The 20,831-nt window shown below is 65.1% G+C and carries 19 protein-coding genes; 13 read left to right on the top strand and 6 right to left on the bottom strand.

Annotation, left to right across the window (positions count from 1 at the left end):
• The first annotated feature begins 361 nt into the window (after nucleotides 1-361).
• Complete coding sequence (gene rplJ / locus ELY13_RS01625; protein WP_126172118.1) at nucleotides 362-877, top strand: 50S ribosomal protein L10; 516 nt, start codon at nucleotides 362-364, stop codon at nucleotides 875-877.
• Between the two features lie 92 nt (nucleotides 878-969).
• Nucleotides 970-1,344, top strand: a complete 375-nt coding sequence (rplL, locus tag ELY13_RS01630) for a 50S ribosomal protein L7/L12 (protein ID WP_126172119.1) — start codon at nucleotides 970-972, stop codon at nucleotides 1,342-1,344.
• A 156-nt stretch (nucleotides 1,345-1,500) separates the two neighbouring features.
• Here the strand turns inward: rplL and ELY13_RS15130 are convergent, their stop codons facing one another.
• Complete coding sequence (locus tag ELY13_RS15130) at nucleotides 1,501-2,160, bottom strand: c-type cytochrome (RefSeq protein WP_241233485.1); 660 nt, start codon at nucleotides 2,158-2,160, stop codon at nucleotides 1,501-1,503.
• Nucleotides 2,161-2,237: 77 nt separating this feature from the next.
• On the bottom strand, nucleotides 2,238-2,786 hold the full coding sequence (locus ELY13_RS01640) for an acyloxyacyl hydrolase (RefSeq protein WP_126172120.1): 549 nt from the start codon (nucleotides 2,784-2,786) through the stop codon (nucleotides 2,238-2,240).
• Between the two features lie 125 nt (nucleotides 2,787-2,911).
• Here ELY13_RS01640 and ELY13_RS01645 point away from each other — a divergent pair, with 125 nt between their 5' ends.
• The 3 genes from ELY13_RS01645 to groL all read left to right on the top strand — a co-directional run bounded on the left by ELY13_RS01645 (nucleotide 2,912) and on the right by groL (nucleotide 6,398).
• Nucleotides 2,912-4,291, top strand: coding sequence for an MATE family efflux transporter (locus tag ELY13_RS01645; protein WP_126172121.1), 1,380 nt, complete (start codon nucleotides 2,912-2,914; stop codon nucleotides 4,289-4,291).
• 122 nt (nucleotides 4,292-4,413) lie between these two features.
• Nucleotides 4,414-4,701: a co-chaperone GroES gene (gene groES, locus ELY13_RS01650; RefSeq protein ID WP_126172122.1), complete on the top strand. Its 288-nt coding sequence runs from the start codon at nucleotides 4,414-4,416 to the stop codon at nucleotides 4,699-4,701.
• A 47-nt stretch (nucleotides 4,702-4,748) separates the two neighbouring features.
• The gene (groL, locus tag ELY13_RS01655) at nucleotides 4,749-6,398 is read left to right on the top strand and encodes a chaperonin GroEL (protein ID WP_126172123.1); all 1,650 of its coding nucleotides are present in this window, start codon (nucleotides 4,749-4,751) and stop codon (nucleotides 6,396-6,398) included.
• Nucleotides 6,399-6,473: 75 nt separating this feature from the next.
• Here groL and ELY13_RS01660 read toward each other — a convergent pair whose 3' ends face one another.
• Nucleotides 6,474-6,929, bottom strand: a complete 456-nt coding sequence (locus ELY13_RS01660; RefSeq protein ID WP_126172124.1) for a DUF3429 domain-containing protein — start codon at nucleotides 6,927-6,929, stop codon at nucleotides 6,474-6,476.
• A gap of 181 nt (nucleotides 6,930-7,110) precedes the next feature.
• Here ELY13_RS01660 and ELY13_RS01665 point away from each other — a divergent pair, with 181 nt between their 5' ends.
• The 4 genes from ELY13_RS01665 (at nucleotide 7,111) to ELY13_RS01680 (ending at nucleotide 11,534) form a co-directional block, all read left to right on the top strand.
• Nucleotides 7,111-7,524 (top strand): baeRF12 domain-containing protein, encoded by a 414-nt coding sequence (locus tag ELY13_RS01665; RefSeq protein ID WP_126172125.1) that lies wholly within the window; start codon nucleotides 7,111-7,113, stop codon nucleotides 7,522-7,524.
• A 66-nt stretch (nucleotides 7,525-7,590) separates the two neighbouring features.
• Nucleotides 7,591-9,567: a protein-L-isoaspartate(D-aspartate) O-methyltransferase gene (locus tag ELY13_RS01670; RefSeq protein WP_126172126.1), complete on the top strand. Its 1,977-nt coding sequence runs from the start codon at nucleotides 7,591-7,593 to the stop codon at nucleotides 9,565-9,567.
• Nucleotides 9,568-9,645: 78 nt separating this feature from the next.
• Entirely contained in the window at nucleotides 9,646-10,407 is a 762-nt protein-coding gene (locus ELY13_RS01675; protein ID WP_126172127.1) for a class I SAM-dependent methyltransferase, read from the top strand.
• A 116-nt stretch (nucleotides 10,408-10,523) separates the two neighbouring features.
• Entirely contained in the window at nucleotides 10,524-11,534 is a 1,011-nt protein-coding gene (locus ELY13_RS01680) for a serine hydrolase (protein WP_126172128.1), read from the top strand.
• Nucleotides 11,535-11,655: 121 nt separating this feature from the next.
• Here ELY13_RS01680 and ELY13_RS01685 read toward each other — a convergent pair whose 3' ends face one another.
• Nucleotides 11,656-11,937, bottom strand: a complete 282-nt coding sequence (locus ELY13_RS01685; protein WP_126172129.1) for a hypothetical protein — start codon at nucleotides 11,935-11,937, stop codon at nucleotides 11,656-11,658.
• 248 nt (nucleotides 11,938-12,185) lie between these two features.
• Here ELY13_RS01685 and polA point away from each other — a divergent pair, with 248 nt between their 5' ends.
• Both polA and ELY13_RS01695 read left to right on the top strand, forming a co-directional pair.
• Nucleotides 12,186-15,053, top strand: a complete 2,868-nt coding sequence (polA, locus tag ELY13_RS01690) for a DNA polymerase I (protein ID WP_126172130.1) — start codon at nucleotides 12,186-12,188, stop codon at nucleotides 15,051-15,053.
• 50 nt (nucleotides 15,054-15,103) lie between these two features.
• Entirely contained in the window at nucleotides 15,104-16,189 is a 1,086-nt protein-coding gene (locus ELY13_RS01695) for a mechanosensitive ion channel family protein (RefSeq protein ID WP_126172131.1), read from the top strand.
• 20 nt (nucleotides 16,190-16,209) lie between these two features.
• Here the strand turns inward: ELY13_RS01695 and ELY13_RS01700 are convergent, their stop codons facing one another.
• Together ELY13_RS01700 and ELY13_RS01705 are read right to left on the bottom strand one after the other, a co-directional pair.
• On the bottom strand, nucleotides 16,210-18,522 hold the full coding sequence (locus tag ELY13_RS01700; RefSeq protein WP_126172132.1) for a CDC48 family AAA ATPase: 2,313 nt from the start codon (nucleotides 18,520-18,522) through the stop codon (nucleotides 16,210-16,212).
• A gap of 349 nt (nucleotides 18,523-18,871) precedes the next feature.
• Nucleotides 18,872-19,333, bottom strand: a complete 462-nt coding sequence (locus ELY13_RS01705; RefSeq protein WP_126172133.1) for a COG3650 family protein — start codon at nucleotides 19,331-19,333, stop codon at nucleotides 18,872-18,874.
• Between the two features lie 119 nt (nucleotides 19,334-19,452).
• Here ELY13_RS01705 and ELY13_RS01710 point away from each other — a divergent pair, with 119 nt between their 5' ends.
• On the top strand, nucleotides 19,453-20,172 hold the full coding sequence (locus ELY13_RS01710; protein ID WP_126172134.1) for a CoA transferase subunit A: 720 nt from the start codon (nucleotides 19,453-19,455) through the stop codon (nucleotides 20,170-20,172).
• On the top strand, nucleotides 20,172-20,822 hold the full coding sequence (locus ELY13_RS01715; RefSeq protein WP_126172135.1) for a CoA transferase subunit B: 651 nt from the start codon (nucleotides 20,172-20,174) through the stop codon (nucleotides 20,820-20,822). Before ELY13_RS01710 ends, ELY13_RS01715 begins: the two co-directional genes overlap by 1 nt.
• The last annotated feature ends 9 nt before the right edge of the window (nucleotides 20,823-20,831 follow it).

The following is a 20,831-nucleotide window of genomic DNA, read 5'->3' on the forward strand; positions in this document are numbered from 1 at the left end:
GGGCTTAGCCGAAGGTGGGGCCGAAGCGGGGGCCGAACCCGGAAGGTCGTCGGCAGGCGCGCCGGACGAACGCCGAACCTCGAATTCCTTGACTCAGGCCTGCAATCCACTAAAGGCCCGGCCGGATTGCTTCGGCAGTCATCCGTCCGAGACAGTCGGTGAAGGCGTTGTTTGCCTTCTTAATTTCCGGCCGAGACGGGGAAAAGAGTTTCCGGGCGATGCCTGCATCGCCTTCGCGTTCCCAATGATCTTGGCGGCGCAACCTCCTTCCCCTTCGGACTCGCCCGTGCCGGTTTTCGGCATGGACAAATGCAGCCGGTCACGCGGCTCGTCCGCGTGGTCACAAGTGAAGGAGTACGGCATGGATCGTTCGCAGAAAGCCGAATCGGTCGCCCAGCTCAACGCAGTCTTCAAAGAGGTCGGCGTGGTGGTTGTCACCCGCAACCTCGGCATGTCGGTGGCTCAGTCCACCGATCTGCGCGCGAAGATGGGCGAAGCCGGTGCGTCCTACAAGGTTGCGAAGAACCGCCTCGCCAAGCTCGCCCTGAAGGACACCCCGTACGAAGGCGTTGAGGACTTCCTCAATGGCCCGACTGCCCTGGCGTGGTCGACCGATCCGGTCGCTGCTGCCAAGGCCGCGGTGGACTTCGCCAAGACGAACGACAAGCTCGAAATCGTCGGCGGCTCCATGGGTGGGCAGACGCTCGACGAAGCCGGGATCAGGGCGCTTGCCTCGATGCCCTCGCTCGACGAGCTGCGCGGCACGATCGTGGGCCTCATCAACGCCCCGGCGACGAAGATCGCCCGGGTCGTCAACGAGCCTGCGGCCAAGCTGGCCCGCGTCTTTGCAGCCTATGGCAACAAGGAAGCGGCGTAAGCGGTTTATCGCAAACGCGAATCTACCGGGCCCGAGCCTAGCGCCAAGCGCGGCAAGGGACCGGTCCAGTCATTTCATTGGAGTGTGTTACAATGGCCGATATCGCCAACATCGTTGAACAACTGTCGAAGCTGACCGTCCTCGAAGCCGCTGAGCTCGCCAAGGCGCTGGAAGAAGAGTGGGGCGTTTCCGCCGCTGCTGCCGTCGCCGTTGCCGGCCCGGCCGCTGGCGGTGAAGCCGCTGCTGCTGAAGAGCAGACCGAATTCGACGTCATCCTGACCGGAGACGGCGGCAAGAAGATCCAGGTCATCAAGGAAGTCCGCGCCATCACCGGCCTGGGCCTGACCGAAGCCAAGGCTCTTGTCGAAGGCGCGCCGAAGCCCGTCAAGGAAGGCGTGAACAAGGCCGAAGCCGAAGAGATCAAGAAGAAGATCGAGGAAGCCGGCGGCACCGTCGAGCTGAAGTAAGCCTCGCTCTCTTTGAGAACGGGAAAGGGCGGTGCCTCGCGGCGCCGCCCTTTTTTGTTGTCCGCCCCGCTGCGGAACCCGCGTCGAGCCGGCAAAGAAAAGGCGGCACCCCGAAGGGCGCCGCCTTGTTCGTCCAGCCGCTGGGCCGCCTTGGGCTCAAAGCGTCTTGAGGTAATCCACGATCGCCTGGCGCTTTTCCGCGTCCTTGATGCCGGGGAAGATCATCTTCGTGCCGGGAACGACGCCCCTCGGGTCGGCGAGGAAGTTGTTGAGGGTCTGCTCGTTCCAGGTGATGTTCGCCCCTTCCATCGCCTCGCTGTAATCATAAGCCGCCATATGCCCGGCCTTGGCGCCGAACACGTTGGCGAGCGACGGACCGATCCCGGTGTCGCCCGGCTTGACCGAGTGACACGCCTTGCACTGGTTGAAGGCCGCAGGCGGGCCAGCCGCCGCTACCGCGGCCGGCGTAGCGCTCGGCTTCGGGGTGGGAGCAGCGCTGGGCCGCGCGGCCGGTGCCGCGCTGGGCCGTGCGGCAGGCGCCGCACTCGGCTGGGCGGCCGGGGCCGTTGACGCAGCCGGTGCGGTCGTCGCTGTCGCTGCGGGGGCCGGAAGTTCCGGCTCGGCTGCCGCAGGTGCAGCTTCGCCGGGGTCGGCAACTGCCCCATCCGCTGCCGCGGGCGCAGGGGCCGCCGCCGCGCCGCCGCTGGTGGCGGCGATGTTCTGCTCGACCACGGCCGGGTTGACTTCCTCGGCGTCGTTGTCGCCGCAGGCCGCCAGCAGGAGAAGAAGAGTAATCGGGGCAATTCGGGACATCATCAGGAACAGTCTCCGCAAAATCGCCCCGGGCCTAGTGTCCCGAAGGTGCGCACGCAAGACGCTTTCACGGAAGGGCTTTATCGAAGATCGAGAGTCAGCCGCACGCCCATCATGTCGATCCCGGGGTTTTGCTGCGAATTGAACAGCCGCGCATGGCTGACGTGGACCCAGCTCGCTTCCACTCCCAGGCGCGGCGTCACTTGCGTGCCGATCGCGATTTCCGGCTCGAACAGCACGCGGCTGCCAAGATCCGTGCGCCTTGCGCCTACTGAAAAACGTTCGGATGGCCCATCGTGCAGGACCAGCCCCAACCCCGGGCGAACCCACACGGGTCCCTTGCCGATCTTCCAGCTCAGCCCGCCTCCGGCGAAGCTCGTATCGCCTTGCGTGTTGACGGACGCGATCAGGTAGGGAGCCGGGCGGCCGATGATCGAGAGCGCGTCCTGCCGGCCGAAACGGTAACCCAGCGCAATGTCGGCCCCGCCTTCTTCCGTCTCCAGCGAAAATGGCGTGTCCACCCCGTGAACGTATATCCCGGTGAACACCTCCTGCGCGGCGGCGGGGTTCGACACGATGGCCACGGAGGCCGCGCAGCAGGCGCCGGCAAGACGGAAGATCGTTTTCATGCCTGTTCCTCATCAGAGAAACCCCTCGCGTGGCGGCATCAAGCTTGCCGCAGGCTGAAGCACCGAATGGCCCGGCCTCATTCCCCTTCCCGCGCGGCCCCGATCACCCTATTCGAGCGGACTTGATGTCCGACGCACCCTCCTCGCCCGCCTGGCAGACCGAACTGGCCGTAACGCTTCGGCTGGCTGCCCCGCTTGCGGCTGCGAACCTGCTGCAGATGCTGGTCTACGCGATGGACGTGATCTTCGTCGCCCGGTTGGGAGAGCAGGCGCTCGCGGCTTCCAGCCTCGCGGTTGCGCTGTTCGGGCTGCTGATGTGGTCGTTTTCCGGGTTGACCGGAATGGTCGCCGCGCTGATCTCGGCCGAACTCGGCCGTCGGCGCCATGCGGTGCGCGAAGTCCGCCGCAGCACGCGGATGGGCTTGTGGCTGTCGGTGCTCTGCGGGATCGTGACCATGGTCATCTGCCTGTTCGGGCAGGAGATCATGCTGCTAACGGGGCAGGAGCCGGAGATTGCCCGGCGCGCCGGGGACTTCCTGCAAGTGGTCATGTGGGCCGCGATCCCGATGATCGCCTCCAATGTACTGCGCAGCTTCGTCTCGGCGCTGGGGCGGCCGATCTTCGCCACCGCGATCACCGGGCTCGCGGTCGGAGTCAGCGCGCTGGCGAACTACGCGTTCGTCTTCGGCCGCCTTGGCGCGCCCGCGCTCGGCCTTGAAGGGTCCGCGCTGGCAAGCGTGGTCACCGCGTTCGTGATGCTCGGCACGTATGCCGTCGCGATCATGGGCGACAGGCGCCTGGCCCGATACCGGATTTTCGGCAACTGGTGGCGGCCCGAATGGCAGCGTTTCCGGGAACTGGTCCGCACCGGCACCCCGGTGGCGCTGACGATCCTGGCCGAAGCCGGGCTGTTCAGCGGCGCGGCCTTCCTGATGGGACGGATCGGCTCGTCCGAACTGGCGGGGCACACGATCGCGCTGCAAGTCGCCGCGCTCGCGTTCCAGGTGCCCTTCGGCATCGGGCAGGCCGCGACCATCCAGGTCGGCTATCACTACGGCGCGGGCAATCGCGCCGGGTTGGGCCGCGCAGGCTGGATCGCGATCCTGCTGGCTATCGGGTTCATGGGAGTGCCCGCCGCGGTAATGCTGTTCGCGCCCGAACTGGTGCTGGGCATCTATGTCGACACTCGCGCGCCGGAAAACGCCGCACTTGTCGCCTTTGCGGTCCGCTTCATGGTCGTCGCGGCTGCGTTCCAGTTGTTCGACGGCATCCAGGCAGTCGGAGCCGGCGCGCTGCGCGGGTTGCAGGATACGCGTGTCCCGATGATCTACGCCTTGTTCGGCTACTGGGGGCCGGGGCTCGGGACGGCGATCGTGCTCGGCTTCTTTACGCCGCTTGCCGGGATCGGCATCTGGCTGGGGCTGGCAGCGGGCCTCGTGGTGGTCGCAGCCCTGATGCTGCAGCGCTGGATGCGGCGGGACGCGCTGGGCCTGACTTCGTCCTGACACAAAAAATCGCGATGAACGGTGGTTGACGAGTCCGTTCAGCCGAACCATATCCCGGTCGCTGGCACTCTCACGCAGAGAGTGCCAAACAGTCCAACACTCAACTGGAAGAGGTCATCATAATGGCATTCCGTCCGCTGCACGACCGCGTTCTGGTCCGCCGTCTCGAAGCCGAAGAAAAGACGGCTGGCGGCATCATCATCCCCGACAGCGCCAAGGAAAAGCCGAGCGAGGGCGAAATCGTCTCCGTCGGCACCGGCGCACGCTCGGAAGACGGCAAGGTTACCCCGCTCGACGTCAAGGCGGGCGACCGCGTACTGTTCGGCAAGTGGTCGGGCACCGAAGTGAAGATCGACGGTGAAGACCTGCTGATCATGAAGGAAAGCGACATCCTCGGGATCGTCGGCTGACCACCTTCGCGCTTCCATCCACCGAATTCGAAAAGAGGAATTGAACAATGGCTGCCAAGGACGTGAAATTCTCGCGCGATGCGCGTGAGCGCATCCTCAAGGGCGTCGATACGCTCGCCAACGCGGTAAAGGTCACGCTGGGCCCCAAGGGCCGCAACGTCGTGATCGACAAGAGCTTCGGCGCGCCGCGCATCACCAAGGACGGCGTCACCGTCGCCAAGGAAATCGAGCTCAAGGACAAGTTCGAGAACATGGGCGCGCAGATGGTGCGCGAAGTTGCCAGCAGGACCAACGATCTTGCGGGTGACGGCACCACCACCGCCACCGTTCTGGCCCAGGCGATCGTGCGTGAAGGCATGAAGTCGGTCGCTGCCGGCATGAACCCGATGGACCTGAAGCGCGGCATCGATCTTGCCGTCACCAAGGTGGTCCAGGATCTCAAGGGCCGTTCGAAGGACGTGTCCGGGTCGTCCGAGATCGCCCAGGTCGGCGTCATCTCCGCCAATGGCGATCGCGAAGTCGGCGAAAAGATCGCTGAAGCGATGGAAAAGGTCGGCAAGGAAGGCGTGATCACGGTCGAAGAGGCCAAGGGTCTCGAATTCGAGCTGGACGTCGTCGAAGGCATGCAGTTCGACCGCGGCTACCTCAGCCCGTATTTCGTCACCAACCCCGAGAAGATGACCGTCGATCTGGATAACCCGTATATCCTGATCCACGAGAAGAAGCTCTCGAACCTCCAGTCGATGCTGCCGATCCTCGAAGCCGTGGTGCAGAGCGGACGTCCGCTGCTGATCATCGCCGAAGACATCGAAGGCGAAGCGCTGGCCACCCTCGTGGTCAACAAGCTGCGCGGCGGCCTGAAGGTCGCGGCGGTCAAGGCTCCGGGCTTCGGCGATCGCCGCAAGGCGATGCTGCAGGACATCGCGATCCTCACCGGCGGCGAAATGGTCAGCGAAGATCTCGGCATCAAGCTGGAAACCGTCACTGTCGGCATGCTGGGCGAAGCCAAGCGCATCACGATCGACAAGGACAACACGACGATCGTCGATGGTGCCGGCAACCAGCCCGACATCAAGGCCCGGGTTGAACAGATCCGCGCCCAGATCGAGACGACCACGTCCGACTACGACCGTGAAAAGCTGCAGGAACGCCTGGCAAAGCTCGCTGGCGGCGTTGCGGTGATCAAGGTCGGCGGTGCGTCTGAAGTCGAGGTGAAGGAGCGCAAGGATCGCGTCGATGACGCGCTGCACGCAACCCGCGCCGCGGTCGAAGAAGGCATCGTTCCGGGCGGCGGCACGGCACTGCTCTACGCCACCAAGTCTCTCGAAGGCCTGAGCGGCGAGAACGAAGACCAGACCCGCGGCATCGACATCGTCCGCCGCGCGCTCCAGGCTCCGGTTCGCCAGATCGCCGAGAACGCCGGCCATGACGGCGCGGTCGTTGCAGGCAAGCTGATCGACGGCAAGGACGACACGCTCGGCTTCAACGCCGCGACCGACACGTACGAAAACCTCGTCCGTGCCGGCGTGATCGATCCGACCAAGGTCGTCCGCACCGCGCTGCAGGATGCAGCGTCGGTCGCCGGCCTGCTGATCACCACCGAAGCGGCCATCACCGAGTTCCCGGAAGACAAGTCTTCCGGTGCGGCGATGCCCGACATGGGTGGGATGGGCGGCATGGGCGGCATGGGCTTCTAAGCTCAAGCGCCTGACGCGAATGAATCGGGCCGGGGGAGCGATCCCCCGGCCCTTTTCGTATCCATTCCTTTTGCATCAGTTCGCTTGCAGGGAAGCGGCCAGCAGCAAGGCAAGGCCGATCAGCGCAAGGCCCATCTGGGGCCAGCGCAGCCGCGCGAAATAACGCGGCGCGGTGCCGTGGTGCGCGGCCTGAACATCGTACAGCGGGACAGAGGCATACCCGGCCAGCAAGGCCGCGAACGCCAGCACGCTGGGCAAGACCAGCGCCGACAGCCCCAGCACGAACCGCAGCAGCATGATCCCGATTTGCGGCAGGCGCGGGCCGCCCGCCGTGAAGAAGCTGAGCCCCCGGGTCACGCCGCCCAGGAAGATCAGGATCGATGCACTCCACAGGCGGCCTGCCTCGATCGCCCACTCCCACCCCGCAAGCGCGGCGATCCCGGCTGCCAGGATCGGCAGCATCGGACCGTAGCCGAACAACAGGCTGAGCGGCGGCGTGGTGGCCGGAGTATCGGTTCGTGGGCCGGGCATGACGGGCAAACGCAGGAAGACCCGGCCGTTTCCCCTTCGGGCCGCATCTGGAGCCAGCCTTGCCCCCGTTTCGGGCACGCCCTGCCGCCTCTGCGCCTCAGCGCGGCGGCATTTCAGGCACCGCGCGGGCTTTTGCTCATTGAAAAGGGGCAACTCGACCAAAAGCAGGAGAAAACCCCCAATGAAATGTCCGCACCAGGCCCATGTCGCGATCGTGGATGGCAAGCGCTTCATCGTGATGCGCAATGTCGGCCAGATCTTCGAGCCGAAGCTGGAGAAGATCGCCGAACCGGAACTGGAGGAAACCAATTTCAGCGCCGGCATCCGGCTGCATGACCAGGGAACCCAGCGGACAGGCGGAAGCAGCACGGACCTGAACGAATTCGCCCACGGTGCGGCCGCGGCCGAATGGCTGAACGCCAAGGCTCTTTCCGGTGAGATCGAGCAACTGGTGGTGATCGCCGACCCGCGAACCCTGGGCGAGATGCGCCGGCATTACCACAAGCAGCTCCAGTCGCGGATCGTAGCCGAACTCGCCAAGGATCTGACCGGAGAATCCACCCAAGTGATCGAGCAGGCCATCGCCGCCGCGTGATCCCGTTACGGTGACTGCCCGGTAACTGTGCGGCAACTTCTCCAAAACCTGAGCAGGAGGCTCGCCATGACCGATCCCAAACAGCTCCGCGAACGGATGGTGTCCCGTCACCTGGAGGCGCGCGGCATCCGTAATCCCGATGTCCTTGCCGCGATGCGCGAGGTCCCGCGGGAGCGGTTCGTCCCCGAAGCAATGGCCGAATTCGCCTACGAGGACGGACCGCTGCCGATCGGGGAGGAGCAGACGATCTCCCAGCCCTACATCGTCGCGTTGATGATCGAGGCGGCCGACGTCAGCCCCGGCGACCGCGTGCTCGAAGTTGGTGCGGGATCGGGGTACGCCGCGGCGATCCTCTCGCTGATCGCGGATGAAGTCTTCGCGATAGAGCGGCATGAAAGCCTAGCCCGGGAGGCGCAGCGGCGGCTGCTGGAACTCGGCTACACGAACGCCGTGGTCATGGCAGGCGACGGCAGCGGCGGAATGCCCGAACAAGCGCCGTTCGATGCGATTCTCGTCGCGGCCGGCGGGGACGAAGTGCCCGAACCGCTGAAGGCTCAACTTGCGATCGGCGGCAAGTTGATCGTGCCGGTCGGCGGGGAAGACATGCAGTCGCTGTGCTGCATCACCCGCACCGGGGAGAACGAATGGACCGAGCACGATCTCGGCCGCGTCCGCTTCGTGCCCCTGATCGGCAAGCATGGCCGGTATGAGGACGGCAGCCGCTCTGCGACCAATCACCAGCCGGCCCGGAGGCTGAGCCTGCCGGAATGCGTGGCAGAGGCTGCCGTGCCCCTGCCCGACATCGACGATCCCGACTTTGCCGCCGCGTTCGATCGCTTTGCCGACAAGCGCGTGGTCCTGCTTGGCGAAGCGAGCCACGGGACGCACGAATTCTACGCCGCACGGGCAGCAATCACCCGGCGCTTCGTTGAAAAGTACGGCTTCACCATTGTCGCGGCCGAAGCGGACTGGCCGGATGCCGCATCGCTCGATCGGTACATCCGCCATCAGCCGCCGCGCGAAGGCGCGCCCGCCCCGTTCGAACGCTTCCCCACCTGGATGTGGCGCAACACCGTCATCGCCCAGCTCGGCCACGATCTGCGCGCGATCAACGCAGGGCGCGATCCGGACAAGATGGCCGGGTTCTATGGGCTCGACATCTACAACATGTCGGGCTCAATCGAGGCCGTGCTGGCCTACCTGGACGAAAACGATCCCGAAGCGGCCAAGGTCGCGCGGGAGCGGTACGGCTGCCTTACCCCTTGGCAGGCCGATCCGGCCACCTACGGCCGCGCCGCGATGACAAAGGGCTACGCCGAGTGCGAGCATCTGGTGATCGAACAGTGCCGGGACTTGCTGCTGCGGGCGTTGGGCGATGAAGACAGCGGCCTGTTCGGCGCCGCGATGAACGCGCGGCTGGTCGCCTCGGCGGAGCGGTACTACCGCATCATGTACTATGGCGGAGCGGAAAGCTGGAACCTGCGCGACAGCCACATGGCCGAAACGCTCGATCACCTGCTCGATCACGGCGGGCCGGATGCAAAGGCGATCGTGTGGGCGCACAACAGCCATATCGGCGATGCCCGGGCTACCGAAATGGGCGAGGTGCGCGGGGAGCACAACATCGGCCAGCTGGTCCGGGAACGCTGGGGTGACGAATCCGCGCTGATCGGCTTCGGCACGCACACCGGAACCGTCAGCGCGGCGGATGACTGGGATTCCCCCCGCAAGGTCAAGCGCGTGCTGCCGTCCCGCAGCGACAGCTACGAACGGGTCTGCCACGACAGCGGAGTGCCCCGCTTCCTGCTTGACCTGACGGACCGCGACAGCACCGTCTGCCGCCGTCTTGCCGAGCCCCGGCTCGAACGATTCATCGGGGTAATCTACCGGCCGGAGACGGAGCGCTGGAGCCATTATTCCGACGCGGTCCTGCCCGAGCAGTTCGATGCCTACGCATGGTTCGATGAAACCCGCGCCCTTGAACCGCTGGGCGGCCCGGAACCCGAGACGGGCTTGCCGGACACTTATCCCTTCGGAATGTAGGCACCGGGTTTACGGCAGTTGGCGCCGGCAAATGGACGGTGTTAGACAAGCGGCACAACCGGAAGAAGGATGCCGACCATGCGCTTGTCCCTGCCGTTAGCCGCCAGTCTCCTGCTCTCCGCGTGCGCCCCTGCCGGGTCGCTTCCTTCTCCGGCCATGAGCGCGGCGAACTATTCCGCTGCGGTCGCAGACGCGCGCAGGCCCGCAGCGGACCGGGAGGGGGACGTGAACCGCAAGCCGGCTGAGCTGCTGACGTTCGCCCAAGTTGCCCCGGGCGAAAAGGTTGGCGATTACATCATGGGCGGCGGCTACATCACGCGCCTGCTGGCGACCGCGGTCGGGCCGCAAGGCAAGGTCTACGCCTTCATGCCGGACGAATTCGTCGCGATGCGAGCCGAAAACGGAACCGCGCAGCAAACGCTTGCCGCTCAGTACACAAACGTGGTTCCGGTTCGCGGCCCGATCGTCGCACCGCAGTTTCCGGAACCGCTCGACACGATCATCACCGCGCAGAACCTGCACGATCTCTACACCGACCGCGCCCCGGCCGGCCACGCGCAGCGCACGCTTGCTGCGTTGCACGACGCGTTGCGGCCCGGCGGGACACTGGTGGTGATCGATCACAGCGCGGCACCCGGCACCGGCACCTCGGCATCGGGCACGCTCCACCGGATGGACCGGCAAACGGCAATCGAAGCCGTCCAGGCTGCCGGATTCGTGCTGGCGGAAGAAGACGACTTGTACGCCAATCCCGGCGATCCGCGGACCGTGGCCGTATTCGATCCTTCGATCCGGGGACGGACGGACCAGTTTGCCCTGCGCTTCCGCAAGCCCGGTTAACCGACCGGGCGTTCCTCACCGCAGCCCGGCAACAGCACCATTCATCGCGCCGCAAGGCTAGCAAGTAGTGCTACGGCTAGACTTTTCAGCGCACTAGGTTGGATAGTGCTCTTATTATGAAAGCGGGCTTCCTAGGACGAATCGCAGCTGGCGTCGCGCTGGCCGGAGCAACCATCACTTCCGCGCAGGCGCGCGAGACCGGGATCGAGGCAGTCTTCGACAGCACCCTCGGCACCGAAATCCGGGTACCGCGGGATTACGAGCCGGATTTCCGCAGCCCGCTCGAACAGCGAATCGCGGAACTGGCGGACGGGGCCCGAGGCCGCATCGGAGTTGCCGCCATCGATCTCGTGACCGGCGAAGAAGTCTCCATCCTGGGCGACCAGCGATTCCCGATGGCGAGCACGAGCAAGATCGCGATTGCCGCCACCTTCCTCGAAGGAGTCGACCAAGGCCGCTGGAAGCTGAGCGACCGCTTTCCGCTGATGGTGCCGGTCGCGTCCCGCGCGTTTTCGAGCGAGAAGGCCCCGGTTCGTCCGGGAACGGTGCTGTCCGCCAGCCAGCTTCTGGAACTGATGCTGACGCGCAGCTCCAACACGGCGACGGACGGACTGCTCGCCGTCGTCGGCGGGCCGAGCGCGGTCAATGACTGGGCGACCCGGGCCGGAATTCCGAACTTCCAGCTGACCCGCGACATCGCAACGCTGGTGCGCGATGATGGAGAGATCGATCCCGCAGTCCAGGTCGACGTCCGCGACAGCACGACGCCGCGCGCGATGACCAAGATGCTGGTTGGCCTTTACCAGGGCAAATGGCTCAGCCGGTCCAGCCGCAACCTGCTGATCGGCATCATGGAAAAGTGCCGCACGGGCGTCCGCCGCATTCCGGCGCTGCTGCCCGATGGCGTCACCGTGGCGCACAAGACCGGGTCGCTCAACAACACGTCAAGCGACGTGGGTATCGTGACCGGCGCGGATGGGCATGCGATTGCCGTGTCGATCTATGTCACCGGACAAGGCAGCCGCCCCGGCCGCGAAAGCAAGATCGCGCATATCGCGCGTGCGCTTTACGAAGGGTACACCGAGCCTGCCGTGCAGCTGGTCAACGCCACGTATACGGCGAAGTAACGGGCATAGCCTGAAAGCTGCGCCCGGCTGCGGACTATTCCCGGCCGGGCGCAATTCACCAACGCATAAAAAAAGGGCGCGGCCTTTTCAGGCCACGCCCCTTTCTTGCAATCCTGAAAAATCAGGCAGCCGGCTCAGCCACTTCAGCTTCCGCTTCGGTGGTCACAGCGGCGTCGGCTTCGACGGCAGCGCCTTCGACGGCTTCAACGGCTTCGGTGCCAGCGGCATCGACAGCAGCAGCGCTCTGGTCGACGGCGGCGTCAACCGGTGCAACAACTTCAGCGGTTTCGGCATCGGCCAGAGCCGCGTCGGCGTTTACGGCAGTCGCGTCCTCAGCCTGCTCGGAGCAGGCGGCGAGGGAGAGGGCGCCGAAAGCGGCGGCGACGAGAACGATCTTGCGCATTCGTGTGATCCTTGAGATCGAGTGATACCGCACGGGCCTTGCCGTGCGAAAGCCGTTTTCCCGGCTTCGAGCGGATCAATAATGGCAAAAATATGGCCGCGCAACACAAATCGCGGCACGGGGTAATCCCTACCTCCGAACCGTGGCGAAACTCGCGCTATTCTGGGCGAATCCCTAGCAGCCAATTGTGCCCGCAATAGGGCAGCCTTACCGGCTGACCTGCGCCGCGCGGCCTGCTAGCAAGCGGCATGGACACTCCCGGCAACACGCCCAAGCCGCATCTCTACCTGGTCGATGGATCGGCCTATATCTTCCGCGCCTATCACCGGCTTCCGCCGCTTTCGAACCCGGAAGGCACGCCTGTGGGCGCGGTTTACGGGTACACGACGATGCTCTGGAAGCTCGCCAGCGATCTGGATCAGGCGGATGGGCCGACTCACCTTGCAGTGATTCTCGACAAGGGCAGCACGTCCTTCCGCAACGATCTTTATGCGGACTACAAGGCTCACCGCCCCCCTCCCCCAGAGGATCTGGTCCCGCAGTTCCCACTGATTCGCGACGCGACTCGCGCCTTCTCGCTCGCCTGTATCGAGGAAGAAGGGCTGGAGGCGGACGACCTGATCGCCTCCTATGCCCGTGAGGCAACCCGGCGCGGCTGGGATGTAACGATCGTTTCCTCCGACAAGGACCTGATGCAGCTGGTCGGCCGCTGCGCCCAGCCGCATGACGGGGTCGAGGGCGGCTGCATCGACATGCTGGACACGATGAAGAACCAGCGGATCGACATTCCCGAAGTGACCGAGAAGTTCGGCGTCCCACCGGAAAAGGTCGGCGATGTCCTCGCCTTGATGGGCGATTCGGTCGACAACGTCCCGGGCATTTTCGGGATCGGCCCCAAGACGGCGTCCAAGCTGATCCAGGACAACGGCAGCCTGGAAGCGGCACTGGACGCGGCACACGGCATGAAGCCGTCCAAGCTGCGCGAACGGCTGATCGAAGGGCGGGATATGGCACTGCTCAGCCGGCAACTCGTCCAGCTGAAGGAAGATTGCACACTCCCGATCCCGCTGGAGGACTTCAAGCTGGACGGCGTACCGAAGGAACCGCTCGCCCGGTTCCTCGAATCCCACGGATTTGCCAAGCTGCTGCAGCGGCTCGAAGCCGGAAGCGGCAGCCCGGAACGCAAGACCAACCTCAACCCGCCCAAGCAGCAGACCCGCAGCGCCCCGGCCTCGGCGGAAGGCAATCGCCAGCCCCTGCCTGAAATGCCGGACGTCGCGCACTCCGCCTACGAGTGCGTCCAGAGCGAAGAGCGGCTGCAAACCTGGATTGAGCGAGCGTTCGAAGCTCGGACCGTCGCCATCGAGACCGAGACCGGCGCGACCGACCCCGTCAGCGGGGACATCAACGGCATCGCGCTTGCGCTGGGACCCAACGATGCCTGCTACGTGCCGTTCAACCACGGCAAGGGCGACATGTTCGCGGAAAAGCCGCAGCAGATCGAACGGGAAACCGCGCTGGCGATGCTCAAGCCGCTGCTCGAAAGCGAGGCGGTGCTGAAAGTTGCGCAGAACGCCAAGTATGACGTCAACATCCTCGCCCGCCACGGGATCGACCTGAAACCGGCCGACGACGTCATCATGCTGAGCTTTGCGCTCGATGCCGGCCGCTGGCCCGAAACGGGCGGGGGCCATGGGATGGAAGACCTCGCCAACCGGCACCTTGGCCATACCCGGCTTAATCTCAAGGACATCCTCGGGACGGGCAAGAAAGCCGTGCCCTTTGCCGAATTGTCCGTCGAACAGGCAATGCCCTACGCCGCCGAATCCGCGGAGCTTGCCTGGCGGCTCCACAAGACGCTGAAACCCCGGCTTCTGGCGGAACGGGGGACGCGCGTCTACGAACGGGTGGACCGCCCGCTGATCCGCACCGTCGCCCGGATGGAGCGCCACGGCATCAAGGTGGACCGGGAAGAACTGGCCCGCTTGTCCGGACAATTCGCCGAAACCATTGCCGGGCTGGAAACCGAGATCTTCCAGCAAGCGGGCGGGGAATTCACCATCGGCAGTCCCAAGCAACTGGGCGAGGTCCTGTTCGACCGGCTCGGCTACAAGGGCGGACGCAAAGGCAAGAGCGGGCAGTACTCCACCGATCAGGCCGTGCTGGAACGGATCGCCGGCGAAGGGGCGGAGGTCGCCCAGAAGGTGCTCGACTGGCGTCAGCTGACTAAGCTGAAGTCCACCTACACCGATGCCCTGCAAGCCGCGATCAACCCGGCAACCGGACGAGTCCACACGAACTACAACCTCGTCGGCGCGCAGACGGGGCGACTTTCCTCCACCGAGCCGAACCTGCAGAACATCCCTATCCGCACGGACATCGGCCGGCAGATCCGCCGCGCCTTCGTCGCGGAGTCCGGGAATGTGCTGCTCGCCGCCGACTACAGCCAGATCGAGTTGCGGATCGCCGCGCACATGGCCGACGTCCCGCCGCTGAAGGACGCGTTCGCGCGGGGAGAGGACATTCACTCCCGTACCGCCAATGAGCTGTTCGGCCACGTGGACCGCCACACCCGCGCCAACGCGAAAACGATCAACTTCGCGATCCTCTACGGCATCTCGCGCTGGGGACTGGCGCAGCGCCTCGCGGTCGAATCCGAAGAAGCGCAGGCGATGATCGACCGCTATTTCGAGCGATTCCCCGGCATCCAGCGCTACATCGTCGGCACGCTCGAAGGCGTGCGGGAGCGCGGGTATTCGGAAACCCTGTTCGGCCGGAAAACCTGGTTCCCGCGCATAAACGCCAAGAACCCCAATGAGCGTTCAGGTGCAGAGCGAGCGGCAGTCAACGCGCCGATCCAGGGAACCAGCGCCGACATCATCAAGCGGGCGATGGCGCGGATGGGGCCCGCGCTTGCCGATGCCGGGCTCGCCCATATCCGCATGCTGCTGCAGGTGCACGACGAACTGCTGTTCGAATTGCCCGAAGGCGACGTCGCAGCGGCCTCTCCGATCATTGAGCGGGTCATGGCGGAAGCTGCCCTTCCCTCCGTCCAGCTCGACGTTCCCCTGGGGATCGAGATCGGCAGCGGGCCCAGCTGGGACGAAGCGCACTGACGTGAAATGCAGGGTTGCGGCAGCGCGGCGCGGTCCATAGGTCGCCCCGCATGACGTCCCGGATCGCTGGTCTTTTTCCCGATGCGCCCGGCTGGCTGGCACCAGTCATCGTCGCGCTTGTCTCTGGCGCGCTGGCCATTGCGCTGGCGCTGGTGGTGCACCGCCTGCTGTTCGATCTGCTGCGACGAGTAGCCCGGGCCAGCGACAGCGACAGCGACGACATCATCGTTGAGCGTATCGCGAAGCCGGCGCGCTACGTGATGATCGCCCTCGCCCTCGTCCTGGTGGCCCGCAGGACCCCGGCTCTGGCGTTGCTTTGGGATCGGCTGGCCGGCTTCGTCATCCCTGCGCTGCTTGGCTGGATGATACTGGCGCTGCTCAACGCGCTCGTCCGGGTGATGGAGCAGCGCGCGGACATCTCGAACGCCGACAACCTCGCGACCCGGCGGCGGCGAACCCGCTTGTCGATCTTCTCCCGCATCATCAGCTTCGTGGTCGTCTTCGTGACGATCGGCCTGATGCTGCTGTCGATACCCGGCGTGCGGGAAGTCGGGGTGACGCTGGTTGCCTCCGCCGGCCTTGCCGCCCTCGCGGTCGGCGCCGCGGCGCAGCCGGCCCTGAAGTCGCTGATCGCCGGCTTGCAGATGGCCCTGACCGAACCGATCAGCATCGATGACGTGGTGATCATCGACGGCGAGTTCGGCCGGGTCGAGGATATCCGCATGACCTATGTGGTGGTCCGGCTGTGGGACGAACGCCGGCTGGTGGTGCCGACCTCCCGCTTCCTTGATGAAACGGTCGAGAACTGGACCCGGCAATCGGCGCAGATCCTGGGCACCGTATTCCTCCATCTCGATCCCCTCGCCCGGATCGACCCGATCCGTGAGGAATTCGAGCGGCAGATCGCCACGCAGGACTTGTGGGACGGACGGGTGCAGAACCTGCGCGTTACGGAAACCCGCCTGGACGCGATCGAGGTTCGCCTGCTGATGAGCGCGCGGGACGCATCCAGCGCCTTCGATCTGCGCTGCGCCATCCGCGAAGGCATGCTCGCCTGGATTCGGGACAACCAGCCCGAAGCGATCGCCCGGAAACGGCTGGAAACCGTCTCCGGGGATCAGCTTTTGCCGGGATAGGCAGGCCCGTCTGCCTCTGCCTATCCGTGCTTCTTCTCGCGGGTCGGTTCGACCATTCCCTCGGTGATGAAGCCGATCGGATTGATCTGCATGGCGCGCTTCTTCAACTCGCCCTTCATCCGCTCGTATTCCCGCTCCATTTCCTGGGTCACGGTCGGCCGGCTGTCCTCAAGCGCTTCGGTGAAGTCCTGCGCCGTCACTTCGGTCGCCTGCTCCCCGCGCTTGCGGATCGCGATCAGGCCGGCGCGGCGGACCACGTCTTCCAGATCGGCACCGGTGTAGCGGTCGGTTTCGGCGGCAATCTTCGACAAGTCCACCTCCTGCGCCAGCGGCATCTTGCGGGTGTGGATGTTGAGAATCCGCTCCCGCCCTTCCTCGCTCGGCGTGCCGACATAGACGAGTTCATCGAACCGGCCGGGCCGCAGCAAGGCAGGATCGACCAAGGCGGGGCGGTTGGTCGCGCCGATCACCACGACGGAGTTCAGTTCCTCCATCCCGTCCATTTCGGCGAGGATGGTGTTGACCACGCGCGCGGTGACTTGCGGCTCGTTTCCGCTGGTCCCGCGGGCCGGCACCAGACTGTCGATCTCGTCGATGAAGATCACGCACGGGGCGACCTGTCGGGCGCGGGCGAACAAGCGGCTGATCTGCTGCTCGCTCTCCCCATACCACTTGGACAGAAGGTCGGAGCTTTTCATCGAGATGAAATTCGCTTCCGCTTCCTTCGCCACGGCCTTCGCCAGCAGGGTCTTGCCGGTTCCGGGCGGGCCGTAGAGCAGGAAGCCCTTGGCCGGACGAATACCGATCTTCTCGAACGCGCCCGGGTTGCGCAGCGGCAGTTCCACGCCTTCGCGCAGGCGTTCCTGCGCCTGCCCCAGCCCCCCGACATCGGCCCAGCCGACCGTCGGTGCCTGAACCATGACTTCGCGCATCGCGCTCGGCTGGACGCGCTTCAGCGCCGCCTTGAAGTCGTCGCGCTCCACTTGCAGCGTTTCCAGCACTTCGGTCGGGATCGTGCGGTCGTCGAAGTTGATCTTCGGCATGATCCGCCGAACCGCCTCGATCGCCGCTTCCCGCGCCAGCGCAGCCAGATCGGCCCCGACAAACCCGTGGGTTCCGCGCGCCAGTTCGTTCAGGTCGACTCCCTCGCCCAGCGGCATGCCGCGGGTGTGGATGCCCAGAATCTCGCGCCGGCCGCTTTCGTCCGGCACCCCGATGATGATCTCGCGGTCAAACCGGCCGGGGCGGCGAAGCGCCTCGTCGATGGCGTCGGGCCGGTTGGTCGCGGCGATTACCACGAGGTTCGACCGGGCCTCGACCCCGTCCATCAGCGTCAGCAACTGCGCAACCAGCCGCTTTTCCGCTTCTCCGGTGACGTTCTGCCGCTTCGGCGCGATCGAGTCGATCTCGTCGATGAAGACGATCGCGGGAGCGACGCGAGTCGCTTCCTCGAACACTTCGCGCAGGCGCTTCTCGCTCTCGCCGTAAGCGGAGCCCATGATTTCCGGGCCGTTGATGGAGAAGAACTCGGCGTCGCTTTCATTCGCCACCGCTTGCGCCAGCCGGGTCTTGCCGGTTCCGGGCGGACCGTGGAGCAGCACGCCCTTGGGCGGATCGACGCCAAGCCGGGTGAAGAGTTCGGGATAGCGCAGCGGTAGCTCCACCATCTCGCGCAGCGCCTTGATGGTGTCTTCCATCCCGCCGACGTCATCGTAGTTGACGGCACCGCGGCCATCGCGCGGCTCCTCGAACTCGGCGCGCAGTTCGACTTCGGTGTTCTCGTCGATGTGGACGATGCCCTTGGGCGCGGTCGAGACCACCTGCAGCCGGATCTGGGTTAGCGCATAGGCGGGCGCGTTGAACATCCGGCGGACCTCTGGCGGCACGTCCTGCACCGGCTGCTGCCCATGGGTCGCAACAAGATCGCCTGCAACCAGAGGACGGCCGAAGAACACCCGCTTCAGCGCCTGGGTCGGTCCCTGCAGCCGCATCTCGCGCTGCGCCGGCGCGAAGACGACGCGAGTCGCGGGGCGCGATTCGGCGCGCCGGATCTTCACATGCTCACCCGACGCGGTTTCCGCGTTGGCGCGCAGCAGACCGTCGAGCCGGATGACCTGGAGCGTCTCGTCCTCATGGTAAGCAGGAATGGCGATGGCAGCGCTGGAGCGCTTGCCCTCGATTTCCACCGGATCGCCTTCAGTAATGCCGAGTGCCTGAAAGGCCGATCGCGGCATTCGCGCTATTCCGCGGCCGCTTTCTTCCTGCCGGGCAGCGGCCACCTGAAGCTTGACTGTCCCTTCTTCCACCTGCTGGGCCGCGTCCGCATCCGCCATCGGCTCTCTTGCTCCTCATCGCTTGTTGATCGTGCAGGAGAGCTAGGATTGCCCTCTCCCGATTTCAAACCGGCGAACGGAAGAATGGTGCCGCACAGGCCCTGCGGAGCGGGCCGGGCGGAGCACAAAAAAAGGCCCGACCGTTGCCGGCCGGGCCTTGGAAGTTTTGGGAGAGGATGCCTGAAAGGCGATTTTGGTATGCTCCAGACCCCCTCATCTCGCAAGTGCGAAAAGTTCACCATCTGTTGCGTATTATGCAACCAAAGCCCAAAAACGGCTGTTTTCCGCCATCTACTGGTAAATACGTAGGTACTCGTCCGGGGACACCTCATGCTGCACCGCAGCAAAGTCAGTCGAACGCCGGACTGTCTGCCGGTCCTGCACAGCCCCGTCGCTGCTCCCCGTCGATCGTCAGAACCGCCTCGAACGAATAGATCTGATCCGACATTCCGTTGTTGCAGGATGCAGGCGTCAACGTCAGCGCAAAGTCGCGGCCCTCGTCCGTGCCGGTAAAGCGGACGCGTCCATCGGGAAGGTCGGCGCGGCGGCCGGGGATGATCGTGCCATCGATATCAAGCGGGGTGGAATACCGGAAGCTGTCGGCGCGCAATTCGCCCGCCCAGAAGGGTTCGGTTCCGGTTAGCCGGTATTCTACTGGCCCCGCCGCTGCTGCGGTTGCATCCTCGACCGAGCTGTCCGTGGAAGCCGGCGCGGGAGCCGTCTGCTCCTGCGTCTGGGAAGCGAGCCCGCTGCCACATCCGGCGACCAGAGCGGCGCAGCAGGCGGCGGCGAGGCGAGAATGGAGCTGCATGCCCCAGGACTACACGTTTCGGCGCAAAAACGCACCAGCGTTCGCGCACCGCGAGCGGGGCCGGTGACAGCAGCAGCCCGATTGCCTAGACCGCGACAGCACAACCAACAGGAGCGACGATGAAAAAGCTCTATCCCAATGCCGCCGCGGCCCTCGACGGCGTCCTGCGCGACGGAATGCTGATCGCGGCCGGCGGCTTCGGCTTGTGCGGCATTCCGGAGCGGCTGCTCGATGCAATCCAGGCCAGCGGGGTCAAGAACCTGACCTTTGCCAGCAACAACGCCGGGATCGACAACGAAGGCATCGGCAAGCTGCTGCGCACGCGGCAAGTCAGCAAGATGATCTCCTCCTACGTCGGGGAGAACAAGGAGTTCGAACGGCAATTCCTGTCCGGGGAACTGGAAGTGGAATTCTGCCCGCAAGGCACCCTGGCGGAACGGATGCGCGCTGGCGGCGCCGGCATTCCCGGATTCTACACCAAAACCGGGGTCGGCACCGCGATTGCGAAAGGCAAGGAAGTGAAGGTCTTCGATGGCCCCAATGGACCCGAGGAATACATCCTCGAACGCGGCATCTTCGCCGACCTTGCGATCGTGAAGGCCTGGAAGGCGGATGAAAGCGGGAACCTGACGTTCCGCAAGACCGCCCGCAACTTCAACCTGCCCGCAGCCACCTGCGGCAAGGTCTGCGTGGTGGAAGTGGAGGAAGTCGTCCCCGTGGGCGGTCTCGATCCCGACTGCATCCATTTGCCCGGCGTCTATGTCCAGCGGATGATCGTCGGCGCGCCGTATGACAAGAGGATCGAATTCGTGACCACGCGCGAAAGGGAGACCGCCTGATGTCCGAAGAGCTGAAAGGATGGTCGCGCGATCAGATGGCCGCCCGCGCCGCGCGGGAGCTCGAGGATGGCTTTTACGTCAATCTCGGCATCGGCATCCCGACCCTCGTCGCCAACCACATCCCCGCCGGGATCGACATCACGCTGCAGTCGGAAAATGGCATGCTCGGCATCGGGCCCTTCCCGTATCCGGATGAAGTCGATCCCGACCTGATCAACGCCGGCAAGCAGACGATCAGCGAACTGCCGAAATCCGCTTACTTCGACAGCGCGCAAAGCTTTGCGATGATCCGCGGCGGGCACATCGACCTGACCGTGCTGGGCGCGATGGAAGTGTCTGAAAACGGGGACATTGCCAACTGGATGATCCCGGGCAAGATGGTCAAGGGCATGGGCGGCGCGATGGACCTTGTTGCCGGCGTGAAGAAGATCATCGTCGTGATGGAGCATGTCTCCAAGAACGGCAGCCCGAAGTTCATCCCCGAATGCACCCTGCCGCTCACCGGCCGGAACGTGGTGGACATGGTGATCACCGATCTTGCAGTGTTCAGCCGCCCCGATCACGCCAGCCCGTTCCGGCTGGTGGAACTTGCGCCCGGTGTCAGCGCGGAAGAAGTGGCGGAGAAGACCACGGCAAGCTACGTTTCCTGAAAATCCCCG

Source organism: Altericroceibacterium xinjiangense (assembly GCF_003958635.1).
Taxonomy (GTDB): domain Bacteria; phylum Pseudomonadota; class Alphaproteobacteria; order Sphingomonadales; family Sphingomonadaceae; genus Altericroceibacterium_A; species Altericroceibacterium_A xinjiangense.